Genomic DNA, 23557 nt, shown 5'->3' on the forward strand with positions numbered 1-23557 from the left:
TAATAAACCCACTCCGTGCGGGTCCCGTCCGGGGCAATCTGCAGGGTGGGGTTGCCGGCCGCATCAAACTCCGTCCGGGTCACCTCCTCCCGTTGGCCGTTGCCGGCAATAAAGCGAACCGTGGCCGATTTGGGCAGCTGAAACTGGGGCGGCTGTTGCGCAAACTCCGCCCCGATTTGGGCGTAATACTCCGTTTCATGCTGACGTATGCAGTTGTTCTGCTGTACCGTTTCTGAAACCAGCAAATGGTAATTATTGTAGCGCCGGGTAATCTCCCGGACCGCCTGCCCGTTGTCCCAGCGTTCGATGGAGCCGTACTGATAATCGGACAGCACCCCGTAGAGGTAATCCTGATTGCGGCTCCAGTCGCCCCCGGTTCCGCTGCCGAGAAAGTTATTCTTTGTATAGGTATACGTGTGGACACTGGCGTTCTCCAGACCGGATGACTGGCTGTAGCGGGTCACATACGGCAAGGCGGCCGCCGGCCCCTTAGCCGGAAAATGGTGGCCGTCCTGTGTATACGTCACCGCCTCCAGCAAACCGGTCGGGGCCGTCACCCGGTTTAAAAACTGGCAGTGCAGGTCATAGCCCAGTGACCAGATCAACGTCTGCCCGGCCGTCAGGTTCGTGATGGTACTCACCCGGCCGTTATGCAGCGCCACTTCAATTTCATACCTTTCCGACATGCCGGGCCAGACGGTCAGCCGGGTCGCCACCCCCGGTATTGTCCTGACGGTCAACAGCGCCCGGTGTTTTTTATCCAGATCGTAAATCCCCGTCAGGTGGGGCACGGCACCGGCGGTATAATCCCACGCCAGCTGCAGGCTGTACCCCAGCGGATTCAGGATCTTCACCGGGACTTTCAGGTTAAAGGCATTTTTGGGCCCGGAGAGGATCTCCACCTGGCCGGATTTATGGATCACCTGATACGTATCCTCATCGACGTTTTTTTCAAACCGCACCACATCCTGTTTGTATTGGAGTAAAGTGACGTTTTTATCCGTTTCATCCACTTGATAGCGCTCGCCGGTGGAGAGCTGCAGCATTTTTGTCTCACTGTCGTAGTGGGTCAGCCCGAGGGAAAAACCGATGCCAAAACCGATATCCGCTGAATTCAGCGGGCTGTATGCCAGCGCCAGCGTCAACTCCGGCCCCAGTTGGTTATTGCCGATAAGGTGCGCTACCGGCATCACATAATTAAACAGGCCCGTGCGCGGATCGACACGGCCTGCGGCCGTGCTCTGAAAATTCGAGGCCTGAGAAAAAAAGTCTGTGCTCATATTAAGTAACCTTATTTAATTTTTTATATTTTTAATATTCAGAATTTCAATATTGTTATATCCCGATGTTAAATAGCCATTTTTAATAATTATTAAAATCACAAGAAGTTTATATACGATGTATTTAGTTAAATATTTTAAACAATAAAATTGCCAAAGTTAAATCCACAAAAAATTGACAAAGCACCCATCAACTCATTAAATTCACATAATTAACGTTAGTATAAAATCAAATAATTTCCATAATATTAAAACCAAATGAGAAATAAAAAACTCAAAGAGAATTCATTTATATATTAAAAATATCTTATTCCCTTGTTATTAAAAATACATTTAGAAAATACAAATAAGTCACCCATGAAATATTAATATGTAATTAAAATGTTTTTTAAATTTTTCTCTTCAATACCCTACCCTTTTCAGAATACTAGCTATACTCAAAATATACTTTCAATTCTTAAAGTCATTAGTTGTAATTTCAAATAAATTAAGTAGAACAAACATTGCAAACATAATTTAATTTTTATTATAGACAGTTAAAAATTCTCCATAGGCACAAAACTCATTTTTTATTTTTTCTTGAACGAGGAAACCAAAATGAAACCACAACAAAAAAATAACAATCCAAGTGAAGAAATAAAGAACTTAATGGAATTTAGCATAGAATTATCCTCTGGCCATCAAAATGACACTATATATGCCAATGGCAATATGCAAGCAGGTGTTAGAATCAATATCAAAGCAAATTCCGCAGGTGGACACATTATTCATCTATCTGATGAACAACTAAATAGCATCGAATTAATTAACTACGTGACCAGTGAAAAATTAGTGGGGAAATGGTCATATAGCTCTGTTGAAAATGATTATAATCATACGTTTCGCCCTCCTTACTCTACTCCTGATGATAAAGACTTTTCTTCATCATATAAAAGTATAAAAGATGATAAATTAGATAATGATCCTGACATTCAAAAAAAATCATATTGGATTACAACAACAGAAGTTGCCCCAATCAAAATAGCAGCACAAATTACACTTGATGGAATAACATATGCAACGAATCAAGGTTATTTTGATTCATCCGCCGATATTAATGGCTACAGCCCCATTGTTTACCATGCCAGAAATCTTATGATACCACCGTCTGAAAAAACCAATTCTGGTATATACGACGTTACTGTAATTACAAAAGAGTATGACACTGAAATTGAGCGGCATACAGAGCATTATAATTGGGAACAATACAATTATTATGTCAGACCCAAACCAGACGTTGGCGGATTTAAGGTGAAGAGTGTTGAGATTGCTGACACCTATAATGATACCGAAGTTAATGATAATGATTACCACGGTTTCACTCACCGTACAGAATCTCAAAATCTCCATCTCTGCTTTTTATGGGGCACAGAAAAAATAGAAAAGAGAAAGGCAGGGAATCAAACTAGAGAAAAAAAATATAGTCGACCCGACTTCTATGACTCAAAAACTTATATAGCCACTCCGGAAGTCGAGATCCTGACGACACCAAACAACGATACCATTTCTATAAGTAGGCTATACTTTCAGTCACCAGAAGAGGGTTTCTGGGAAGATTTTTCCAATAACAAACCCAAATTTAAATTTATTGATGAGTATGGTAATCAATCTAATCAAATAAAAATCGAAATGGAAGATTATCAGAGCTTTTATCTAGAGGATTGGAAATATTAATCTACTTTTTCTTAAAGTTAGAAAAATATTATAAAATCTTGGATTCCTCTAAGAAGTGTGATTTCTAAGAAAGTCGGTCAGTTACTATAGTAGACACCTTTCTCACTAAAGGCGAGTACGCTATGATTTATATATAACTGACAGAAATAGAAAAATATCAGACTATTAGTTTAAAAGAAACCGATTTTACACAACGCTTTATTTCTATATTAGTAAGGTGCCGGATCTAAAGGTTAACTTGGTGGCAAACCGTTTAAATAATCGTTCTCGTAAAGTACGTGATTACAAAACACTGAATGATTTATTTTAAATAATTTCAAGCATTGCACTATGATAATTTAATAATTAATTTTACAAAATATAATTTTATACAAACCCAACATTTGATTTTTAATTAAAACACCTTTCACCCCTATAAATAGACGTTATTTTATAATTAAAAAAACAAAGCAACAAAAATAAATATCAAAAACAAGAGTCTACTTAAAAAATATTATTACATGAAAAATTTAATTTTTATTTTCAGGAGGAAACGAAATGACAAACTCACATAAATACAATAGCATCACAAAAAACAAAATAACTGACTTGCCAATTTTTGAAATCCACTTAATTGTAGGTGGCGAACAAGCAAATATATATGCCAACGGGAATATGCAAGCAGGTGTTTATATTAGAATACAAGCAAAGGATGAAGAGGGCAATATAACTCCCTTATCTAAAGAACAATTGAATTTGATTAAACTAATTAACTACAATGACGATAAAGAACTACCAAAATGGTGGTCATACAGTGATATTGAAAATCATTACAACCATACATTTCCTTCAGGGAATGTGATGACTAAAAAAGAGAAAGAATTTAATTTATCATATAGAGAAACAATATCCCATACGTTAAATGAAGATTCTATATATAATCAAAAAAAAACGTATTGGGTTACAACAACAAAAGTTGACCAAATCAGAATAGCAGCAAAAATTACAATTGATGGAAAAACATATTCAACAGATAAAAGTCGTTTTATAAATTACAATTCAAATGATAAAAGATGCGTTGCTATTATTAGTCATCAGTCCATAATTTATCATGCCGATAATCTTATAATACCACCGCCTGAAAAAACCAACACAGGTCTATACGATGCTACTGTAATTACAAAAGAGTATGACACTGAAATTGAGCGGCATACGGAGCATTATAATTGGGAACAATACAATTATTATGTCAGACCTAAACCAGAAGTTGGCGGATTTAAGGTGAAGAGTGTTGAGATTGCTGACACCTATAATGATACCGAAGTCAATGATAATGATTACCACGGTTTCACTCACCGTACAGAATCTCAAAATCTCCATCTCTGCTTTTTATGGGGCACAGAAAAAATAGAAAAGAGAAAGGCAGGGAATCAAACTAGAGAAAAAAAATATAGCCGACCCGATTTCTATGACTCAAAAACTTATATAGCCACTCCGGAAGTCGAGATCCTGACGACACCAAACAACGATACCATTTCTATAAGTAGGCTATACTTTCAGTCACCAGCAGAGGATTTTTGGGAAAATTTTTCCAATAACAAACCCAAATTTAAATTTATTGATGAGTATGGTAATCAATCTCATCAAATAGAAATCGAAATGGAAGATTATCAGAATTTTTATCTGAAAGATTGGAAACCATAGTCATGTTTTGGCATGAAGTGTATATCACACAACCTGTGGCCTGAAATAAAGCAGGTCACAGGTTTTTAATTAAGTAGACTTTCCAGTTGATTCTTTGCTGAGTTTATTCAGCCGGATGTAAATCCACCCATAATAACTGGCTATCAGTGACTAACGGCTTAATCGCACCTTCGCGTATATCATCAGGCAACCACCATGCACCTTGCCCAAAAGCCAGCTGCACATTGTTTGTGCCCGTTATTTCCCAACGCCCTTTCAGGACATAAAGCACACCGCTGTGAGATGTTGGTAATTTGCGCTCATCAGTCACAAAAGAAATTTCAGAAACCCACTCAGAATTACGGGTCATGATATTGAAACACTGAACAGAACCATCCAATAGTTCAGCATTACCCGGAGTATTACCGGAAAAATGGAAGGGAGCTATTTTTTGTACCAGTTCATGCTCAAGGAACCCTGGACTGGTTAAACGAAGCCCCTTACCTTTTAATAATACAATTGAACGATCAATCCCCGGGAAGTGCCCCAATACCCCATTTTTATGGATAGATGTGAAGCAGGCACGCCAGGCAAAATCATCAGCATTCGGCCAACAAACAATATCTCTTACTTCCCCGATGCCCCCAACCCATTGCTCTCTTGGTAACTCTGTATAATCGAAACACTTCATTCTCATGCTCCTATTTTTCCACTGCTTTTATATTTTATTTACACCTAAAGAGGCAATTTATGTCGAATTGTAAACTTCTCAAAGAATTTTATATGTCGCAATAGAAAAACAGTTAAAATGTGACTGATTACCCGTATTCCTTTAACAACATACGGCACAAACTTCCTAATGTTTTCATAGCAGCAGCCTGAGTTTCGTTCCATGCAAACGAAGTATTCAGACGGAAAGCATGATCAAACTGAGAACTGGTAGAAAACATACTGCCGGGCGCAATACTGATATTTTTGGCCAGCGCCAGCTGATACAGCCGCCTGGCATTGAAAGGCGGTTCAAATTCCAGCCAGATAAAATACCCGCCCCGTGTACTATTCACTTTGACGGAATCGGGAAAATATTCACTCACCGCCCGTAGCATCTGAATCTGCCTTTGCTCCAGTTGACGCCGTAGCCGTCGTATATGGTTATCATATCCTCCCTGAGACAAGTATTCAGCAATCGCCAGTTGAGTCGGTATACTGGCTGAAACAGTACTTGTCATCTGGAGTTGCTGAATTTTCAGGGCATGTTTTCCTGCCGCTACCCAGCCAACCCGGTATCCGGGAGCAAGACATTTTGAAAAAGATGAACAATGCATGAAATTATTTTCTTTATCCCATGCCTTGACCGGCATTGGCGAGTTCTGATCAAAATAGAGTTCGCCATAAACATCATCTTCAATTAGAACAATTTCATTTTCATTCAGAATTTCCACCAGCCGTTGTTTGTTTTCTGCCGGCATACTGACGCAAAGCGGGTTCTGGAAGCGGGACATCAACCAACAGGCTTTTATCGGGTATTTTCCTGCCACTTCTTCCAGTACATCTAAATCAATCCCGGTTTTCGGATCCGTTTTGATGGCAATTGCTTTCAGGCGCAAACGTTCAATGGCCTGTAGCGCACCATAAAAAGCCGGTGATTCAATCACTACCCAGTCGCCGGGAGAAGTGACAGACTGAAGGCTGAAACTTAAAGATTCCATTGCGCCTGCAGTGATCACAATTTCATCAGGAGAAACATGCATACCCTGTGAAGCATAACGACGGGAAATATTGCGGCGCAACTGTTCATTTCCCGGAGGTAAGTTCACCAGTGAACTATGGGGGGCAAAACGACGGGCGACAGATGCTAATGTCTTGGCTAATTTGGGCTCCACCAGCAAGGATGGGTCGGGAAAGGCAGAGCCAAAAGGTATGATTCTGGGGTCTTTACATGCCTGTAAAACATCAAAAATTGAGGCGCTTATCTCTACATTTTCGCTCAAATTCAGCCTTTTTCCCCCTTTTGCAGCGGCAAACGGCTTTATCCGGGGAGCGACATAATAGCCTGACTGTGGGCGTGCTACTATCCAGCCCTGACTTTCCAGTAATTGATAGGCCTGCAATACTGTCATCAGACTCAATCCTGACGATTTTACCGATTCCCGTAAGGAGGGTAGCCTATCCCCCACCAGCCAGATATTATCTTCTATCTGTTGGCGGATTGTCACTGCCAGTTGCTCGTAGCGTGTCATATACCGGGTCTTCCTTAGAGTGTTATAGGTCATTAACAGAGCATTACCACTATTATACACTTCGTCTTTCAAGTTGCCTCTTTGTTGGCGACGCTCGCTCACCCCGGTTACATAGTTATACTCAATTCTTGCAACAGCTCTTTCAACAACGGGATGTTGCCTATACCAATAGTCCGTGCTCATTTTTCTCAGGGATTATTTTCATGTCAGAAAACAGTTTTCAGGATAACAATGATCCAAAACCCGGTACGCAGGTATTCAGTCTAAGCTGCTTCAGAAGCATATAGGCTGTCGCTACAGAAGCTGAAATTACAGGTAAGTCCATACGGGCTTCGATTACAGGCACTGAGGCCAGTGAAGGCATTTGTACACAAGCAGAAGCAACAATCACATCCACATTGCTGTTCAGCCTTTTTGTTATTTCCGCGGGTGCCAGCGGATCCTGACGCCCGACCGCCAGATTATTCGCAATTTCCAGCGAAATACTGTCAATGACTTCAATGCCTTCATTTTCGATGTAGTCGATAACCAACTGTGTTAACGGTTTCATATAGGGAGTCAGTATTGAGACCCGTTTTGCCCCTAAAGCATGAAGCCCATCCACCAATGCACCGGCACTTGTGATTACCGGTGCCGGATATCCGTTTTCTGATGTCCTCAAATGTAAGCGTTTTTCAGAAATCCGGTGGTATCCTTTGCCCATACTCATGATTGCCACCAGACAGGCATATCCCAACACATCCACTGAAGCATCCGACAGTTCCAGTGCGCAGCGATCACTGTCTGCATCCATTGCCGCCAGTTCATCTTTGCTGACTGTTTTCATTCTCATACGACTGGAATGGAAGGTAAAATGCTCAGGCGCTACCGTTTCACGGGCACGTAAAATCGCCGGGATCTCTGTTTCCATCGTGGTATTTGAGGAGGGTACAATCAGCCCTACCCGAAAACGACGCTGCTCACTCATGGAATATCCTCCCGCATAGGATTAACCCCATCAACAACTGGATTAAAATCAGTCTGTTCAGGTTCATCAGTAAATCTGACTGCATTCATGGCTCGTCGGCTGACGGCCAGATCGAAAATATCAAAACGATTATAATGCCCTGTAATATCATGCATTTGTCGAGGCTGAATACAACGATTCAAGTCAATTTCCGCATAAACAATCCCTCCTTTATCAATCAGAGGAGAGCCAATCACACGCCCATCCGGTCCGATAATTCCCGTAAACGCGCTATTACGACGGGCCAGCAGATGTTTTGCTTCAGGGTGGTTGGCAGTCATAGCCTGCACAATTTCCGGCGATATAGTGGAACAGGAAACAATAGTAAAAACTTTGCCTTCAAAGCAATGCGCGGCGGCCCGTAAACGAATGGCTTCTGCCATATCATAATCCGGCAGAGCGACAGGCAGGGAAATGTAACTGGCGACATGCACCAGCTCCCCCTGTGATAGCAAAGTAAAACGCGCCAGTGGGTTGGTATTCTCACCACAGGCCAGCACGCCCAATGGGCCAACACTGGTGTTATGTACGGTTAATGAAGAAGCATCACCATTCGCCCATGTCAGTTTTTCTGCCCATGTCGGTACCAGTTTACGATGCCGTCCCAAAATCTTTCCTTCGTCTGAAATGGTCACCAGAGTGTTATAAATTGTCGCAACACCATTGGGATTGCGTTCATTGATGCCAACAACAACATTGATGTGATGACGAGCTGCGGCCTGTGCCACTTTGAGGATCTCAGCACCCGGTACTTCAATGGCCGATTTGCACAGCTTTTCAAACCACGGACTACCTTGCACAGGGTTCATGATCCAGTTCCAGTAGGGATAACCGGCAATAAAAACTTCAGGAAAAGCCACCAGACTGGCTCCGTTATTCGCTGCCTCATGAATCAGCCGGCAAACGAGATCAACCGTGGCTTCCGTATCCAGAAAGATGGGAGCAGCCTGTATCGCAGCTGCCTTGAATTTAGGAAGAGTCAGCATGTCAGATTCCTGTATGAGGTTTATACGGCGATGACGGGATGACGCAAGTCCCCGATTTTCTCAAGATGAGCTTCAATAACATCCCCCGGCCATAACCACTCTTGCGGGTTACGCCCTGCCCCTACGCCTGACGGTGTTCCCGTGGCAATAATGTCGCCCGGCTCCAGCACAATACCTTTACTGATATCAGCGATCAGGGCATCGACCTTGAATAACATATGGCGGGTATTGGAATCCTGTTTGGTTACCCCGTTAACTTTCAGGCTCAATGCGAGATCATGCGGGTCGGGGATTTCATCGGCCGTCACAATACAGGGGCCAAAAGGAGCATAAGTATCCTGCCCCTTAGAATAGATCCACTGCCCGGCACGACGGCAGTCACGAGCACTCATATCAATAATCAGGCTATAACCGAAAACATATTTCAGGGCATCAGCTTCCGATACGCCTTTGGCCCGTGTTCCGATGATAACGGCTAATTCCACTTCCCAATCCAGTTGCCGGGTAATTTCACTGTTATGCTCGATGGCATCCCCCGGCCCAATCACCGTAGAAGGAGGTTTGGAGAAGATAACCGGTTCTTTGGGCAGATCTTTTGCCGTATCCAGCGAACGGCTGGATTCTTCAACATGCTCAACATAATTCAGGCCAATGCCGAAAATGTTTTTACGCGGACGGGGAATAGGAGCAAGAATTTTGACATTTTCCAGTGGCCGGATGACACCAACCGGCCATAATCCGTCAAATGAATTCAGCAACATTGCAGTGCTACTGATGGCGAGTGGCCCCAGTTCAATAAAATCCAGCATATTATCCGGTAATGAGCTGCCACTATGAGCCGCCAGTTTTGCCAGATCAACGACATTATTATTAACTATCGCCCCCAATCGAGCCTCAGCCGTTATCTCGGTACGATAAGTAATTAAACGCATTTTATTCTCCCACTCGCTGATGCCCGTGATTCTCATTCAGGGCTTCTTCATAATACAGCTGTAATGCCTGCATCACCGGCAAGTCGCTGAAACAAAACAGGCAGGCATCTTCGGTTTGTGATGCATTTGCATGCTCATGATATTTCCATGAAGGTACACAAAAGATATCCCGCTCCTGCCAGTCGAATCTCTGACCATCAATAATAGAATATCCCGTTCCTTTGGCGACCTGATAGATGAAACTGCCGGTATGCCGATGAGCCTTACCAATAAATCCGGGGCGCAACAGCTGCATACTGGCTCCCAGAGTCGGCATAACATGCCCGCCAGTCAGAGGATTGGTGTAGTACATCAAGATGTCATCAAACGGTGATCCCCGTGATATGCTGGCATAACGTTGCAGAGCGGCGTAAGTTGGCTTCCATTGATATCTGAGTAATGGGGAATAGGGTTTATCCCAGCCCACATTTTGTGGGCGCAAAGCAGGAGCGCCCCACAGCGCCACCGAGGAATCCACCGGTTCAGTCACAGCCTGACGCAGATCAGGGTGAACCTTATAAAACCCGGCTTCCAGAGTATTCACCAAAGGCATATCGAGCCCATCCTGCCAGATACACGGAGAACCATCAGGCTCAACCCCGTGCTCATGCCAGGTTCCATTGGGTGTCAGCACAAAATCATTCGCTTCCAGCAACATTTTCTGACCATCAACAATCGTATAGGCACCACTTCCTTCCATGATAAAACGCAGAGCCGAAGAAGAATGAACATGGGCCGAAGCAGACTCTCCCGGTTGCATAGTCTGAAGCCCGGAATAAAGTAAACCAACAGCAGGCCCTTCACCGGATTTACCGGGGTTCTCCAGATAGACGACCCGACGACCGGCTTTTTCCGGAGTCACTAGTTCAGCGGATTTAAGGACATGTTCACGTAAGTCACGATAACGCCAGAGTACCGGAACGGAAGTGGATTGAGGTTGCCACGGCTCTATTTTGTTGGCGATTGTCCAGAGTGCCCCGGTGTGATATTTTGCCAGCTCTTTGTAATATGCCAGCAATTCAGGGCTATCGGCGACATTGGCGCGCCCGAGTATATCTTCTCTGTACTGATCGTGGCTTTCTTGCCTATTCTGCTCATATTCCTGCACATTTTCTTGTTGAGACATTAGGTATCTCCTATACAGATAAATAGCTATCATTTGAAAGTCGGTCTGAGCTTCAGAGGATACTTTTCTGGGCAAGCTGGCGTTCCAGCTGCTCTTTTCCGTAAAGGTACGGTTCCGGCCAATTAATGTCTGTCCATCCATATCTGGCACATTCATGCAGCAACCATGCGGCATCGGATAAAAATGGGCGGGATAAGGCACACAGATCTGCCCGCCCGGAAGCGATAATGCTGTTAATCTGATCGGCATCGGTAATCGCCCCCACGGCAATAACGGGCACATTACCTTCATTACGGATACGATCAGCCATCGGCGTCTGATACATCCGTCCGTAAACGGGTTGTTGTTCAGCGGAAACTTCCCCGGTTGAACAGTCCACCATATCAGCACCCTCCTCATAGAGAGTACGAGCGATGATGACAGCTTCATCAACGGTAGTGCCTCCCTTTATCCAGTCAGTGGCAGAAATACGTACGGATATCGGCAAATCAGCCGGCCAGACACGACGAACAGCGCGCAAAACCGCTAATGGGAAACGCAGTCTGTTTTTCAGCGAACCCCCATATTCATCGTCACGCAGATTGGTGACAGGCGAAATAAAACTGGAAAGCAGATAACCGTGAGCTGCCTGAATTTCCAGCCAGTCAAAACCAGCGGTGATAGCACGGTGAGTTGCTTCAACAAATTGCGAAATAATTTCACTCATTTGTTTCTGAGTCACCGCAGTCGGCACCTGTGAAATGCCATGCAAATAAGGCATGGATGAAGCAGAAACCAGCGGCCAGTTTCCTTCCGGCAAAGGATGATTAACCTGTTCCCAGCCCCGTTGAGTAGAGCCTCGCCTTCCTGAGTGCCCCAGTTGAATGCCTATCCGTGCATCCGTATTCTGATGGATAAAATCGGTGATAGTTTTCCATCCCTGCACTTGTTGCTCATTCCACAAACCGGGGCAGGCTGGCGTTACCCGCGCCTGTGGCGAAATCGCAGTCATTTCGGCAATGACTAAACCTGCGCCTCCCAAAGCTCTGCTGCCAAGATGAATCTGATGGAATGTTCCCGGAATACCCTCTACCGCCTTGTACAGCAGTGTTGGCGAAACCACGACTCTGTTTTTCAGCCTAATCCCCCGAATCTGATAAGGCGTCAGTATGGGCGGGATCAGCGGGGAAGATTGGTCAGGCTGCCGATTAAACCAATATTCATAGTTTTCCAGCCACGATTTATCCCGCAACCTCAGATTTTCATGGGAAATACGCTGCGAGCGAGTGAGTAAAGAATAGGCAAACTGCTCTGGCGGAAAATCTTCATAACGGGCCACATTTTCAAACCATTCGGTGGAATTACGCGCCGCATTCTGGATTTTCAGCACTTCCACGCTGCGTACTTTCTGGTAATGAGCCAGCCCTGCCGATAAATTCCCCTTATTGGCTTTCAGGCTGTTGGCGAGTTCAATGGCATCCTCCAATGCCAGTTTGGTACCGGAACCAATGGAAAAATGCGCGGTATGGGCCGCATCACCCATCAATACAATCGGTACATTTTTACCATTATCACCTTCTGGTTTGATCCAGTGTACCCAGTGATTACAGAGGATCCGGGGAAAACGTATCCAAATTGCAGCCCCGCGTAAATGGGTAGCATTGGAGATCAGGCCATGTCCATCCAGCCATTGGGCAAAGATATTTTCACAATACGCAATGCCCTCCTCCTGCGACATTTTGTCAATCCCTGCTGCCAGCCACGTATCTTCCGTTGTTTCAACAATGAATGTGGATAGCCCTTCCTGAAACTGGTAAGCATGAGCCTGAAACCAGCCATGTTCTGTTTCAGCAAACAGAAAGGTAAAAGCATCAAATACCCGATGGGTTCCCAGCCAGACAAACCGACAATGGCGCTGTTCAATATCAGGCCAGAAATTTTCAGCATGACGGTTACGGATTTGGCTGTTGATCCCATCGGATGCAATCAGCAAATCAGCATGGTATTGGCAGGATACTACTTGCTCATCCTGAACCTGCGTCTCAAATACCAGCTCTACTCCCAATTCCTGACAGCGATCCTGAAGAATATTCAGTAATTTTTTACGGCCAATCCCAATAAAGCCATGACCACCGCTGCGGTTTACGGTTCCTTTGAAGTGGATATCGATATTTTCCCAGCGGCTGAATGCTGCACTAATAGATTTCGCAGAGACCGGATCAGCCTTACTCAGGTTTTCCAGTGTGGCATCTGAAAATACGACTCCCCAACCAAAAGTATCATAGGGGCGATTGCGCTCAATCACGACAACACGGTTATCAGGATTTTGTAACTTCATCAGCAAACCGAAATATAAACCCGCTGGCCCGCCGCCAATACACACGATGTTCATATTTTTTTTGTTCATGCTGGTTCTCCTGTCACACCTCTTAGGGGCACGGGTTATTGGGTGAATGATTGGTTAGATAATTAATGGCTGGTTAATTAATGGATAATAAAATTCATCGGGTATGGGTATTGCCTGATGCGTATCGAGTGAGGTCGTGACATAAGTCTGAATCGCACTCATTCTTAATTCGCCTTCCTGACTGAAACAGCGCTGGCGTAGCTTAAGTGATTTTTTACCAATCTCTTCAACATTCAGTTCCAGCCAGACTTTATCGCCCATTCTACTGATCGCCTTAAACTCCGCTTCCAGATGTACTGTGGGTAAGCCAAAACGGTGCTTAGCAATGTAAGCGGCATATCCTTCTGGCGTTAGCTCATCGAACCAATCTTCCAGCAAGTTGTTGAACATCACAAAATATTGGGGATAAAAAACAATTCCCGCCGGATCACATTCAGAAAACCGAATTTTGTGAGACTGTACAAATTTATGCAGGCTCATTACTGACTCCTCCTCCGTTCTTTTTCAGGATGTTAGCTTCAAGATACTGCTGATATTCATGCAATTGACGGCCATCCTCATCGGCCAGTGCGGCTTCACGTAATTGTCTCAGATTGTGTGCCGACAGCTTTTTCCGATGGCAATCGACAAAGTTCATCAAAGTCTGAAAATTTTTCAGGCCACGGGAGTGCGTATCACCATATCCCTTCAGCAATTGCTGACACTTCACAACTTCTACAGCCAGTACCGGATCATGTTTTGCTGCTGCCACGATGCGTCGTAGCCAGTTGTCAATTCCTGTTGTTTCACGTTGAAAACGCAGGGTACAGCGGCGTATCCGACGTAAACCCGCCAGCATGTAAAGCAGTAAATATCCCCATATTGAGCTGGTCTTAATGACGTAACCGCGACTGAACAGCGTTGTCAGTATCCGGTTTATAGTGTGAGGACGGGATAACCAGCGGCCAAAACCGGCCGGTAAGGTGTCGCAGATTTCTTCTGTTCTGGGGTGCAGAAACTCATTAATTTCGACGAGTTGATACCTGTTTGCCCGTACATCCTGATGAACCCGTTTGAAACGGCTGGCACGGGTTTTCAGATCCGCCACCCGGATGATGTCTTCGTAAGTCATCCAGAGTGCCAGATGACGGGCCGCTTCACGCAGTAACTGTTGGTTACTCTGTCCAACCTGACTGACCAAATGTTGCAGCCGGTCAAGATATAAACTGGCATATTCCGGATCCTGATAATCTATCAACCGCCTGACAGCTTTGAGCGTGATTTTATGGATACAGGACGGTAGATTTTCCTCAATACGCGATAAAAGCGCGTTCACATCATTATGATTAATGGGCTTGTTATTAATGGAATGGCCATTGTTCGAACTGCTATGTTTAACAAAAATGTCATGTCTGGCATCGTTTTTATGTGCCGAATCACTGTGCCCGGAAGGAGGATTACAGCCAGCAGATTGCCCACCGGAAAGGGCTGCCTGTGTCCGGCTCAGTCCCAGACCAAATGCCTGTAAACTGGGCTTTATCCCGACTCCGCCCCTGATAATCGCCTGCTCAAACTGAATACTGCTGAATGGCAGGATACCTGTGCCACAGAGTGCTCCAAACAGGACAGAACTCATGACGCTGCCACACTTTTCCGCCATCTGTGCCATATCAAAATGGATAAAGCAGCGGGCGGCCTGCTGTGACTGTCGGATTAACCGACGGCTATCCACCCGTCCATCACCCATTGCTGATTTTTCTTGCATAGTGAAAGCCCGATGCGTTGAGGCGATCAGCGTTGTACGATCCGGAGTCACAAAACCGCGCTGAACTGCACGTCCGGCTTCCATTAATTCAGAGGCCAGCACAATATCCACATCACCGGCTGTCGGCATTAATGCCAGTACCGGAGCCGGTGCATCGGGATCGTCAGCGCCGGGGAACAGTTCAACGTAATATATTGTGGCTCCCGTCCGTTGCGCGACACCGGGTACTGAGGTCGTCTGTGCAAAGTAGCCGTATGCTTCGGCCAGACTGACAATCCAGTCAGCCAGCACACCACCTCCCTCACCTCCCATTGCCAGAATAGCAATTTTGATTGGCTGGGTTTTCATTTTCATCATCAACGAATTCATGGATGGTGATACCAACATGGTTTCCCCCTCAGGGATGACAGCGACAGTTTGTTAAACCTTATCTTGTTCACGACGCCTTATATCCCGGCGTTGCAGATAATGGATGAAACGTTTGCGAATACGGTACAGCAGCCGCTCCCAACGGGAGGGATTAGTCACAATTCTGGCCTTGAAAAAAGAGGGACATAGCACCGCTGCATGGGAAATTTCTCCGCACAGCCCACATCCCACACAACTGTTCAATACAGTGACTACAGGATCAGTACGTAACGGATCAGGGTTTGTCTTAATGGAAAGGGAAGGACAGCCGGACAAGCGAATACAGGAGTGATCGCCTGTGCAGGTATCAGGGTCAACGCCAAAACGCTCATGTACCACTCTCTGCCCTGCTGCCAGCATTACTTTGTTTTCTTTTTTTATCCGGCGCTGTTTATTCAGCATACATTCACTTTGCGCAACCACGACTTTCGGGCCCTGTTCTTTGGTTGTCAGAGCCTCCCTTAAAGTTTTGATCATGCGTTTGAGATCATAGGTACGCCTGATTGTGCGTATCCATTTCACCCCGACCCCTTTAACGGCTTTTTCGATGCCATGCCCCGTGCTACGACTGGTATTAAAGGCTGTTGAAGATGGAATATCCTGCCCGCCAGTAGCAGAGGTATAGCTGTTATCCACAATGATGGTCAGGTTATCGCTGCGGTTAAAAACACTATTGGCAATACCGCTCGTCAAACCGTTATGCCAGAACCCGCCATCCCCCATCACGGAAATTGCCCGTTTATCTGAGGCTGATGCATTCAGTGCTGAAGTGCTGGCTGTGCCTAATCCATACCCCATTGTGGTATTGCCCAGATTAAATGGCGGCAGAATAGCAAACAGATGGCAGCCAATATCCGCACTAATATGATGCTGCCCTAATTCCCGTTCTAACAGTTTCATCGCAGTAAAAATCGGGCGCTCCGGGCAACCGGTACAAAAACCGGGAGGGCGGGCATGAACCGCATTGCCTGATATTTCATTTCTCACAGCCGTGCCTTCCGTTTCTCCATCCGGTAAAGTCACTGATGGAATTTGTACCTGACAGGCAGCAGCCGGCACTTTGGCCTCAATCCGGTCATAACGCTCCAGAAAAGCACGAATTCCTGCCAATACTGTGGCTGTATCATATTCTCCCGCCATTGGCAGTAGATCCTTACCGTGTAACCGAACCGAAATATCGTGCTGATGCAGGATACTGGCGATATTCTGTTCGACAAAATTAGGTTGCCCCTCTTCCAGTACCAGAATTGCCCGTTTACCGTGACAAAAACGTGTAAACTCCTCATCAATTAATGGGTAAGCTACATTCATCACATACAGTGGAATAAAACTTTCACCAAATACATCCGCCAGCCCCAGTAAATTCAACGCTCGGATCACGGTGTTATAAGACCCTCCCTGTAAGGCAATGCCTATATCATCCGCACCCTCAGCAAAGAACTCATTCAACGCATGCTGCTGAATAAAGCGCACGGCGGCAGGCCAGCGTTCCTGAGTTTTCTCTTTTTCATGTAAAAAACTAGAAGGAGGTAGAACAATCCGGTTGAGATCACGGGTCGGGTTTTCCAGAGCATCTTCAACCCTGAACATCGGTAACTGATTATCAGCACAGACAAACTTGCCATGTACATGGCAGGCACGAATACGCATCTGCAACATAACCGGTGTATGGCTGGCTTCCGACAACTCAAAACCCATCTTCACCGCTTGCACAATCGATGGCAGATTAGGGCGTGGATCAAGCAACCAAATCTGTGATTTCATTGCAAATGCGTGGCTGCGTTCCTGCATAATTGAGGAACCCTCACCATAATCTTCACCCACTATGATCAAGGCGCCCCCTAAAACACCACCTGATGCCAGATTTGCCAGTGCATCAGAGGCAACATTTGTGCCTACTGTTGCCTTGAATGTCACAGCACCACGTAATGGATAGTTAACTGAGGCAGACAATGTGGCAGCGGCAGTGGCTTCACTGGCGCTGTTTTCAAAACGAATACCATATTCAGCGAGGATATCCTGTGCGTCAGCCAGAACATCCATCAAATGAGAAATGGGTGCTCCCTGATAACCAGCAACATAGGCAACACCTGATTCCAGCAGCGCTTTTGTGACAGCGAGTATGCCTTCTCCGCTGAAAACTTCGCCCTGCTTCAATCTTAATTTTTCCACTTCCTTAACGAAGGATCGTTCTGCCATGTCCACCTCGCATTTTATGCAAATTTTTTAATGTCACTGGGTTTCGAATTACATCGCGGCAACAGGGGAATAACTTCCCGGTAGATAGCTGTATATTTATAAAAACGGTAATTGGGGGTGACTTAAGTGAAACCAATAAATAAGTTCAGGCAACTAGAAAGACGGGTATATGTAGTAGGAGTATGGAGAATATGAATTAATGATCAATACATGAACTATCATGCAATGGTTATTTATGCAGTAGCCGGATAGGTCATGCAAAGAATGGATATACGCTTCATCTTTCAATTTTCAATCACGAAATACAGTCACTACTATGGCCGCCGTATTGGTGTATCAACTCCCACAATATTGTCCATCGGGACTGTAATGGAGAATTTGATGTCATTGTTGCCCGCATGCAAGGTGACGAATGTTCCCATCTCCGCGACCTGATCGATACTACCGCCGGTAGCCGTTGATTCAGGTGTATCGGGATGGCGATGGTAAGCCAATTCCCGAATAGTTAACCCACGACAATCCAACACTGTGACTGTCGGAGTGTTTTTATGTAACGATATATCCATATTTGATCTTTTTTATGCCAATTACCTGATAATTGATGTGTGAATATCGCTTTGAAATTAGTCTACCACGTCCCCCCGATTTAGGAGGAAGTGGCAAAACCTTCTGCTATGTCATTAGTTTTTACTTAACTGAATTTTTATTATTTTCTGACTTTATGCGTGTTGCGTCATTAAATTGTGATTATGCCGTTCAATTGTTCGCATAAATCCTTCCGTTGCGCTATGTTTACTCCCTATGTAGTCTGCACTGATTATTCCCGCATGCGGCAGTCTATTAATACCATTGGCCAAAGTATTCTTGACTCTGGATAGATAGCTTTTTACTCCTAAAGTCAATTGCTTACGGGCAGGGGAAGCAACAGGAATATTTGTCTGTATAACATTAAGTTTATTTTCTGGCGCTGAGTCTGCGTGAAACTGGCTGAGGAATTGAACCGTGCCGTTTACGTTTGCACGATTAGCCCACTTTGTGTGAACTTGTTCTTTGTAAGACCACAACTCTGATTCAGTTCTGGCATTGCCATGAACCATGATCCCGATATTTTTTCCTTGGCTGAGTAAGTCAACCGTTGCGTTTCCCAAACTCCGTGTATCTTCATGATTAATAAGATGATCATCATAATTTTGAATTACACCCCCTAAAAACATATCTGACACCGCTTTCTTCTTTCCTTTGAATACAAATTTCATTAGATAAAAATTATTTTTATCACCTGCTGCGTAATCTAACAATTCCCTGACATCAGATGTGGCATTGCCTCCCGCGATACTAGGGCCATGAAAAAAGCTAAATGAACCATTTTTATTCTGCGCTACACGAATATCAAAATATCTGGCTCCCGCTTCTGCTTGCTTTTTCAGACTCAAGTTTTGAGTTTTAAATGCACGGGTAAATAATGCACCTAATGAAGATGCTCCATTTCTTGCTCTACTGTAGGCGTAAGTTCCTGCATCATGGCTACCCAACATAGCTATCTGAGATAACTTTGTATTGGCAGGTAATTTGCTATGGTTTATGGAGTTACATCCTGTTGGATCAGATAGTCCAATCGGATTATTTCTTACCATCCTGAACAAATTCAGGCCATCCACCGTTCCCGCGGGGTCTGCTGAGAGCCAGCGACCCGCCCACGGCTGATAATACCGGTATCCGTAGTAGTACAACCCCGTTGCATCCCGTTCTTTACCTGAGTACCGGCGGATTTTGTAATCCGCCTCTGTCTGGTTGCGGGTCGCCCAGACTGCTGTGCCTCCATACGGATAGTATTCTTCCTGACTGATCACGTTACCACTGCTGTCTACTTCCAAACCGCTGCTGCCAATAAGGTTATCGTAGTTGTAGCGAACCTGATCATTAATGTTGATTTCTGACGGTTTTCCTTTCTCCCAGTGCAGTACTCGCACTTGTGATCGACCCGCATTTCTCACGGTAATAACATGCAGTTTCTCTTTTTCCGTTTTACCATGTGTCGTCGTGCGCAGTTCAAGCCCCGGCAGATATATCACTCGCTGCTTCTGCGTGATCGCTTCCATCTGCTGTGTGTTAACCTTCAGAACACGCTGGCTACCCGCATCATAGCGATAGTTTTCGCTATCATTTTTCCCACCCTTACGGGTGACCAGCATCACTTTCTGTAGCTCACCACGCGGTGTCCACACCAGATGCTGACCCGGCTGCATTTGTTTTTGATGCCCACTACCATCAAATAATGCATCAACTTCGCTAATCTCTTTTGTCAGTGTATTGAGTACGCTCCGGTTACTGCGGTTTGAGACGGTAAAATTGGTGGTATAACAGTTGTTGCTGGCTGGTGCACAATGGCGTATCTGTGTCAGATTGCCACCCCGATCATAGTGGTAATGGCGGGTATAATTGGTATAGGCGTTATCTGAAGCTAAGGGGATACTATCAGGGCGTTTTGTTCCCTGTGCGGCCGTTCCTGCCATTTCGCATCCCGTTGCCGAGACCAACTGATACAGACTGTCATAAGTGTAGGTATTTTCCGGCACCACTTCTTGATTTCGCCAGTACCGTGTTGCTTCCGCATCATTCTTGATGCTCAGCACATTTCCGACAGGATCATATGTATAACGCAGATCTTGCAAGACCTTAGCCCCGATAGTATGCCCAGTCGGACGCTCTGTTTTTATTCCTATCAGGCGCTGCGTTTCCGGTTCATAAGTATATGTAGTCACCACCCCGTTACCGTGTTCTTCGCTCAGCTTCTGGCCGGCAGCAGAGTAAGTCAGTGACTTCACAATAACCTGTTCCTTAGCCTGCCCCTTTTTCTTCTTCAGCGTTAGCCAGCTACCTTTCAGCAGACCAACCACATTGTAGGCCACACGCTGGCAATTACCTGCTGCGTCTGTGGTAGTCAGCTCTGCGCCTGTGGCATCCACTGTGGTCAGCGTGTTGTAAGACTTTTCTTCCAGTAGGGTGTTCCAGACAGAAGCTTTTTCTCCCTGCCAGTTAACAGTCGTTTCAGCTTTGTCTGCATCTTGCCGCAAACGGCGGCTGACAGAAAGCGGAGCACCACACAGGGCAATGCTATTCATCTGCACCAAACCTGCCGTGTCATAATGACTGATACACTGACCAACCAGATTCAGATTTTTTTTATCCTGACTATTGTCTGCATACACGAATCTCTCCGTAAACTGAATCTCCTTACTGGAGACCTGTTCAGTGATGCCCAGCAAACGCCCCGGTAGAGCGCTGCCTTCATACAACCAGGAGCGAGTGATGGCCCGGCTTTTGTCATCCCCGCCCTCTTTATTTGTTTCGATGCCGGTTACGGCTAAAAACGGCCTCCCGGCGGCATCATTAAGGGTCACCGAGATACCAGCATCAGCGCTCTGGGTACGCAGCACATTGCCGGCCAGATCAGTCAGATATGTAAAATTCACCCGTCCGGTGTCATTCAGGCGCGGGTCGGCGCTCTGCGTCAAAGCACCCCGTGCATCATAGTGATGGTGAGTGATACGTGTATCTACCACCGTCGGTGTGTAGGGATGGCGGTGATACGCGATTTCGCGCACAGTCTGCCCGCGATTATCCCGAACCGTAACCATAGGGGTTTTACTGAACAGCGATGTGCTCATGATTGGCTCCTTATTGTTGAGGTATTAATCCGATAAATGAGAGTTTTTACTCTCAGTATTGTTTTCGGCATTACGCATTATAAGAAATAGGCATCCCAGCTGATGTTTTTATATTCTATCAATAACACCCTAATCTCATTAATGATGATTAGGGTATATCCCATAATATCACCGCTGGAACTTTATTCAGTAGAGTACATCGAAATAAGCAATTGCATTAATTTTTAACGAATAATTAAACAAGATTGTATAGAAACATACCCTTTATTAGGATACATCCTTTGAAATTGAATTAAATAGATAATTAAAAATCAATAGTGAGAATAAAGATCTTTTATGGCGTTTATTTCATTAATAGAGATTCGTTAATAACGATGAAGACGAATATTCATTCAAAAGGCACACTAAGAGAAAGGGAATAAAAGCAAAAACATTAACAAAAATGAAATACAACTGATTAATGAACGTCTAAAAAATAACAATAAAGATCAATTGAAGATATAAAATCGTTAATTAAAAAATTAAATAATAAGTATTCTCATATTTAAAATTAGCAATCATGATATAAATTTGCATAATTCAATAATCCTTTGTTATAGTTCCTCTCTAATAAAAATTATATCTTTTGCATATTCACATCACCATTAACAGGATTTAAATACTCCTTTTTTAGTATTTAAACCCTGTCTTTCATATTGTATTTCCATTACAGAAATACGATAAGCCCCCCTATATTTAAAGGAAACAAAAATGAATAAGTTTCACGCAAAAATTCCAGAGGCTTTAAGAAATAAATGTGGATTTTATTGTTCTTCAGATATTTGTCAGCGCTCATTTGAACAATTCCGTCAGGAAGTCCGTGAACATCTCTCTTGGTCAGAAACCCGTGCTTTATATGACAATGCATTAGAAGATCAAAAAAGTCAGCGCTTGTATGAAGCCAAATTACTTTCTCGTGCCAACCCACAATTACAGAATGCCATTCATTTGGCGATGAATAATTCTGATGCTGTTCAATATAGCTATAAAAATGAATTCGGTGACCGAGCTAATCAATTTGTTGCTCCGGGTTCTGTCGCATCAATGTTTTCACCTGCGGCCTATTTGACTGAGCTTTATCGCGAAGCACGGAATTTACATGCTGAAGATTCCCCTTATCATCTGGATAAACGTCGCCCTGATTTAAAGGCGTTGGCATTAAGCCAGCAGAATATGGATAAAGAAATTTCTACTTTGTCACTGTCCAATGAAGTATTGTTGGCAGGCCTTAAGACAAAATGGAAATTAGAAAATAAATCCTCTGTAATGCAAAAAATTGCTGCTACGCAGACTACAGATATCGTTCCTTATCATGATGCTTATGAAACTGTTCGCCAAGCGATAAATTTACACGATCCTGGGCTGAAACAGCTTACTGCATCCCCAGCTGTGGCTAAATTAGTTCCACCCGCTTCTTTACTGGCAATGCAGAATACTATTTCTCCAGCCGCGTTTGAAAACCTAAAAAAGGAACTTCCTGAAAATGTTACCGAAGAGAATGCCGAAGAACTTTATAAGAGGTATTTTGGTGATATTTTACCAGAAATGGCAGTCACTCCAGACCATTTAAAAAGACTATCAATTAAGTTTAATAACAAAGAATTTAAGTTTAGTGACGAGGAAATAGAGCAATTTAAAGAAATTGAACTTGTTACCCGTTTAAACAAGGAGGTTGAACAGAAAAAACAATATATTGATAATAAACTCACTATATCTGTAAAAGATAAAAATAATTCCATCTGTCATTATGAGATTACTAGAACACACATAGCACCTGAAAAATTGTTTCCTAAAGAATATATAACATCTCTTAATTTACAGGATTATCATCAGGAAAACATCATTAAACTATTTCCTCAAGGAGGCAATTTATATAAATTGGCATGCTCGCTTAAGAAGCCAATGAATGCTTATAAACCAAGTATTGGACTATATAAAAATGAAATAGGAAATCTTGGTTCACTCAATATATATGCAATTAACTTGAAGATGCAGGAATTAAAGTTTGGAAATTATCGGTCAGCCGGGTAGCTAATTCCTGTCCTTTTTCGGGTAAGGTGACATGAAAAAAATGATGAAGGGTTTTACGGAACGTTTTGGCATCCGGGAAATAGACATTGTTTCGTACC

Annotated in this window: 15 protein-coding genes and 1 pseudogene; 3 read left to right on the forward strand and 13 right to left on the reverse strand. The window is 44.2% G+C overall.

Annotated elements, in window-relative coordinates:
* Positions 1 to 1280: pseudogene (locus tag Xsto_RS17875) on the reverse strand (hypothetical protein); the annotation flags it as partial.
* 597 nt (positions 1281 to 1877) lie between these two features.
* Here Xsto_RS17875 and Xsto_RS17880 point away from each other — a divergent pair.
* Together Xsto_RS17880 and Xsto_RS17885 are read left to right on the forward strand one after the other, a co-directional pair.
* Entirely contained in the window at positions 1878 to 2993 is a 1116-nt protein-coding gene (locus Xsto_RS17880; protein ID WP_099121961.1) for a hypothetical protein, read from the forward strand.
* Between the two features lie 537 nt (positions 2994 to 3530).
* Positions 3531 to 4676: a hypothetical protein gene (locus Xsto_RS17885; protein ID WP_099121962.1), complete on the forward strand. Its 1146-nt coding sequence runs from the start codon at positions 3531 to 3533 to the stop codon at positions 4674 to 4676.
* Between the two features lie 103 nt (positions 4677 to 4779).
* On the opposite strand, the gene Xsto_RS17890 is transcribed toward Xsto_RS17885, so the two are convergent.
* The 12 genes from Xsto_RS17890 to Xsto_RS17945 form a co-directional block, all read right to left on the reverse strand.
* On the reverse strand, positions 4780 to 5346 hold the full coding sequence (locus tag Xsto_RS17890; RefSeq protein ID WP_228865096.1) for a HutD/Ves family protein: 567 nt from the start codon (positions 5344 to 5346) through the stop codon (positions 4780 to 4782).
* A gap of 127 nt (positions 5347 to 5473) precedes the next feature.
* The gene (locus tag Xsto_RS17895) at positions 5474 to 6895 is read right to left on the reverse strand and encodes an aminotransferase-like domain-containing protein (protein WP_099125929.1); all 1422 of its coding nucleotides are present in this window, start codon (positions 6893 to 6895) and stop codon (positions 5474 to 5476) included.
* 220 nt (positions 6896 to 7115) lie between these two features.
* On the reverse strand, positions 7116 to 7862 hold the full coding sequence (locus tag Xsto_RS17900; RefSeq protein ID WP_099125930.1) for a maleate cis-trans isomerase family protein: 747 nt from the start codon (positions 7860 to 7862) through the stop codon (positions 7116 to 7118).
* Positions 7859 to 8887 (reverse strand): carbon-nitrogen hydrolase family protein, encoded by a 1029-nt coding sequence (locus Xsto_RS17905; RefSeq protein WP_099125931.1) that lies wholly within the window; start codon positions 8885 to 8887, stop codon positions 7859 to 7861. The genes Xsto_RS17900 and Xsto_RS17905 overlap by 4 nt, the downstream gene beginning before the upstream one ends.
* Positions 8888 to 8907: 20 nt before the next feature.
* Complete coding sequence (locus Xsto_RS17910; RefSeq protein ID WP_099121967.1) at positions 8908 to 9819, reverse strand: fumarylacetoacetate hydrolase family protein; 912 nt, start codon at positions 9817 to 9819, stop codon at positions 8908 to 8910.
* Between the two features lies 1 nt (position 9820).
* The gene (locus Xsto_RS17915; RefSeq protein ID WP_099125932.1) at positions 9821 to 10984 is read right to left on the reverse strand and encodes a cupin domain-containing protein; all 1164 of its coding nucleotides are present in this window, start codon (positions 10982 to 10984) and stop codon (positions 9821 to 9823) included.
* A 52-nt stretch (positions 10985 to 11036) separates the two neighbouring features.
* A complete protein-coding gene (locus Xsto_RS17920) occupies positions 11037 to 13370 on the reverse strand; it encodes a bifunctional salicylyl-CoA 5-hydroxylase/oxidoreductase (RefSeq protein WP_244590438.1) in 2334 nt (777 codons plus the stop codon).
* 54 nt (positions 13371 to 13424) lie between these two features.
* The gene (locus tag Xsto_RS17925; RefSeq protein WP_099110820.1) at positions 13425 to 13850 is read right to left on the reverse strand and encodes an acyl-CoA thioesterase; all 426 of its coding nucleotides are present in this window, start codon (positions 13848 to 13850) and stop codon (positions 13425 to 13427) included.
* The gene (locus tag Xsto_RS17930; RefSeq protein WP_244590439.1) at positions 13837 to 15501 is read right to left on the reverse strand and encodes an indolepyruvate oxidoreductase subunit beta family protein; all 1665 of its coding nucleotides are present in this window, start codon (positions 15499 to 15501) and stop codon (positions 13837 to 13839) included. Before Xsto_RS17930 ends, Xsto_RS17925 begins: the two co-directional genes overlap by 14 nt.
* A 33-nt stretch (positions 15502 to 15534) precedes the next feature.
* The gene (locus tag Xsto_RS17935) at positions 15535 to 17721 is read right to left on the reverse strand and encodes a thiamine pyrophosphate-dependent enzyme (RefSeq protein ID WP_099125933.1); all 2187 of its coding nucleotides are present in this window, start codon (positions 17719 to 17721) and stop codon (positions 15535 to 15537) included.
* A gap of 314 nt (positions 17722 to 18035) precedes the next feature.
* Positions 18036 to 18287 (reverse strand): hypothetical protein, encoded by a 252-nt coding sequence (locus Xsto_RS17940; protein ID WP_099125934.1) that lies wholly within the window; start codon positions 18285 to 18287, stop codon positions 18036 to 18038.
* A gap of 153 nt (positions 18288 to 18440) precedes the next feature.
* Positions 18441 to 21389, reverse strand: coding sequence for an RHS repeat-associated core domain-containing protein (locus Xsto_RS17945; RefSeq protein ID WP_099125935.1), 2949 nt, complete (start codon positions 21387 to 21389; stop codon positions 18441 to 18443).
* A 750-nt stretch (positions 21390 to 22139) separates the two neighbouring features.
* On the opposite strand from Xsto_RS17945, the gene Xsto_RS17950 reads away from it, so the two are divergent.
* Entirely contained in the window at positions 22140 to 23459 is a 1320-nt protein-coding gene (locus Xsto_RS17950; protein ID WP_099125936.1) for a Tc toxin subunit A, read from the forward strand.
* Positions 23460 to 23557 lie beyond the last annotated feature (98 nt).

Origin of the sequence: Xenorhabdus stockiae, from assembly GCF_002632825.1 — a bacterium.
Taxonomy (GTDB): Bacteria; Pseudomonadota; Gammaproteobacteria; order Enterobacterales; family Enterobacteriaceae; genus Xenorhabdus; species Xenorhabdus stockiae.

Coding starts and splice junctions, on each gene's coding strand:
- Xsto_RS17900 (WP_099125930.1), bottom strand. CDS start 7,862: ATGAGTGAGCAGCGTCGTTTTCGGGTAGGGCTGATTGTACCCTCCTCA.
- Xsto_RS17925 (WP_099110820.1), bottom strand. CDS start 13,850: ATGAGCCTGCATAAATTTGTACAGTCTCACAAAATTCGGTTTTCTGAA.
- Xsto_RS17905 (WP_099125931.1), bottom strand. CDS start 8,887: ATGCTGACTCTTCCTAAATTCAAGGCAGCTGCGATACAGGCTGCTCCC.
- Xsto_RS17885 (WP_099121962.1), top strand. CDS start 3,531: ATGACAAACTCACATAAATACAATAGCATCACAAAAAACAAAATAACT.
- Xsto_RS17890 (WP_228865096.1), bottom strand. CDS start 5,346: ATGAAGTGTTTCGATTATACAGAGTTACCAAGAGAGCAATGGGTTGGG.
- Xsto_RS17930 (WP_244590439.1), bottom strand. CDS start 15,501: ATGTTGGTATCACCATCCATGAATTCGTTGATGATGAAAATGAAAACC.
- Xsto_RS17940 (WP_099125934.1), bottom strand. CDS start 18,287: ATGGATATATCGTTACATAAAAACACTCCGACAGTCACAGTGTTGGAT.
- Xsto_RS17915 (WP_099125932.1), bottom strand. CDS start 10,984: ATGTCTCAACAAGAAAATGTGCAGGAATATGAGCAGAATAGGCAAGAA.
- Xsto_RS17880 (WP_099121961.1), top strand. CDS start 1,878: ATGAAACCACAACAAAAAAATAACAATCCAAGTGAAGAAATAAAGAAC.
- Xsto_RS17935 (WP_099125933.1), bottom strand. CDS start 17,721: ATGGCAGAACGATCCTTCGTTAAGGAAGTGGAAAAATTAAGATTGAAG.
- Xsto_RS17945 (WP_099125935.1), bottom strand. CDS start 21,389: ATGAGCACATCGCTGTTCAGTAAAACCCCTATGGTTACGGTTCGGGAT.
- Xsto_RS17920 (WP_244590438.1), bottom strand. CDS start 13,370: ATGAACAAAAAAAATATGAACATCGTGTGTATTGGCGGCGGGCCAGCG.
- Xsto_RS17895 (WP_099125929.1), bottom strand. CDS start 6,895: ATGACACGCTACGAGCAACTGGCAGTGACAATCCGCCAACAGATAGAA.
- Xsto_RS17950 (WP_099125936.1), top strand. CDS start 22,140: ATGAATAAGTTTCACGCAAAAATTCCAGAGGCTTTAAGAAATAAATGT.
- Xsto_RS17910 (WP_099121967.1), bottom strand. CDS start 9,819: ATGCGTTTAATTACTTATCGTACCGAGATAACGGCTGAGGCTCGATTG.